The 2,487-nt window shown below is 48.7% G+C and carries 1 rRNA gene; it reads left to right on the top strand.

Annotated features, from left to right (window positions below):
- Positions 1-108: 108 nt before the first annotated feature.
- Positions 109-2,487 (top strand): 23S ribosomal RNA (locus ABZX02_RS43800); the annotation flags it as partial.

Below are 2,487 nucleotides of genomic sequence, written 5' to 3' on the forward strand. Positions count from 1 at the left end.
AGCTTGAATTCATAAATAATCGCTAGTGTTCGAAAGAACACTCACAAGATTAATAACTAGTTTTAGCTATTTATTTTGAATAACAATTCAAAATATGGTGGAAACATAGATTAAGTTATTAAGGGCGCACGGTGGATGCCTTGGCACTAGAAACCGATGAAGGACGTTACTAACGACGATATGCTTTGGGTAGCTGTAAGTAAGCGTTGATCCAGAGATTTCCGAATGGGGGAACCCAACATGAGTTATGTCATGTTATCGACATGTGAATTCATAGCATGTCAGAAGGCAGACCCGGAGAACTGAAACATCTTAGTACCCGGAGGAAGAGAAAGAAAAATCGATTCCCTGAGTAGCGGCGAGCGAAACGGGAAGAGCCCAAACCAACAAGCTTGCTTGTTGGGGTTGTAGGACACTCTATACGGAGTTACAAAAGAACATGTTAGACGAATCATCTGGAAAGATGAATCAAAGAAGGTAATAATCCTGTAGTCGAAAACATATTCTCTCTTGAGTGGATCCTGAGTACGACGGAGCACGTGAAATTCCGTCGGAATCTGGGAGGACCATCTCCTAAGGCTAAATACTCTCTAGTGACCGATAGTGAACCAGTACCGTGAGGGAAAGGTGAAAAGTACCCCGGAAGGGGAGTGAAAGAGAACTTGAAACCGTGTGCTTACAAGTAGTCAGAGCCCGTTAATGGGTGATGGCGTGCCTTTTGTAGAATGAACCGGCGAGTTACGATCTGATGCAAGGTTAAGCAGCAAATGTGGAGCCGCAGCGAAAGCGAGTCTGAATAGGGCGTTGAGTATTTGGTCGTAGACCCGAAACCAGGTGATCTACCCTTGGTCAGGTTGAAGTTCAGGTAACACTGAATGGAGGACCGAACCGACTTACGTTGAAAAGTGAGCGGATGAACTGAGGGTAGCGGAGAAATTCCAATCGAACTTGGAGATAGCTGGTTCTCTCCGAAATAGCTTTAGGGCTAGCCTCAAGTGATGATTATTGGAGGTAGAGCACTGTTTGGACGAGGGGCCCCTCTCGGGTTACCGAATTCAGACAAACTCCGAATGCCAATTAATTTAACTTGGGAGTCAGAACATGGGTGATAAGGTCCGTGTTCGAAAGGGAAACAGCCCAGACCACCAGCTAAGGTCCCAAAATATATGTTAAGTGGAAAAGGATGTGGCGTTGCCCAGACAACTAGGATGTTGGCTTAGAAGCAGCCATCATTTAAAGAGTGCGTAATAGCTCACTAGTCGAGTGACACTGCGCCGAAAATGTACCGGGGCTAAACATATTACCGAAGCTGTGGATTGTCCTTTGGACAATGGTAGGAGAGCGTTCTAAGGGCGTCGAAGCATGATCGCAAGGACATGTGGAGCGCTTAGAAGTGAGAATGCCGGTGTGAGTAGCGAAAGACGGGTGAGAATCCCGTCCACCGATTGACTAAGGTTTCCAGAGGAAGGCTCGTCCGCTCTGGGTTAGTCGGGTCCTAAGCTGAGGCCGACAGGCGTAGGCGATGGATAACAGGTTGATATTCCTGTACCACCTAGTATCGTTTTAATCGATGGGGGGACGCAGTAGGATAGGCGAAGCGTGCTGTTGGAGTGCACGTCCAAGCAGTAAGGCTGAGTGTTAGGCAAATCCGGCACTCATAAGGCTGAGCTGTGATGGGGAGAGGAAATTGTTTCCTCGAGTCGTTGATTTCACACTGCCGAGAAAAGCCTCTAGATAGATAACAGGTGCCCGTACCGCAAACCGACACAGGTAGTCAAGATGAGAATTCTAAGGTGAGCGAGCGAACTCTCGTTAAGGAACTCGGCAAAATGACCCCGTAACTTCGGGAGAAGGGGTGCTCTTTAGGGTTCACGCCCAGAAGAGCCGCAGTGAATAGGCCCAAGCGACTGTTTATCAAAAACACAGGTCTCTGCTAAACCGTAAGGTGATGTATAGGGGCTGACGCCTGCCCGGTGCTGGAAGGTTAAGAGGAGTGGTTAGCTTCTGCGAAGCTACGAATCGAAGCCCCAGTAAACGGCGGCCGTAACTATAACGGTCCTAAGGTAGCGAAATTCCTTGTCGGGTAAGTTCCGACCCGCACGAAAGGCGTAACGATTTGGGCACTGTCTCAACGAGAGACTCGGTGAAATCATAGTACCTGTGAAGATGCAGGTTACCCGCGACAGGACGGAAAGACCCCGTGGAGCTTTACTGTAGCCTGATATTGAAATTCGGCACAGCTTGTACAGGATAGGTAGGAGCCTTTGAAACGTGAGCGCTAGCTTACGTGGAGGCGTTGGTGGGATACTACCCTAGCTGTGTTGGCTTTCTAACCCGCACCACTTATCGTGGTGGGAGACAGTGTCAGGCGGGCAGTTTGACTGGGGCGGTCGCCTCCTAAAAGGTAACGGAGGCGCTCAAAGGTTCCCTCAGAATGGTTGGAAATCATTCATAGAGTGTAAAGGCATAAGGGAGCTTGACTGCGAG

It is taken from the genome of Lentzea sp. NPDC003310 (assembly GCF_040610935.1).
Classification (GTDB): Bacteria; Actinomycetota; Actinomycetes; order Mycobacteriales; family Pseudonocardiaceae; genus Lentzea.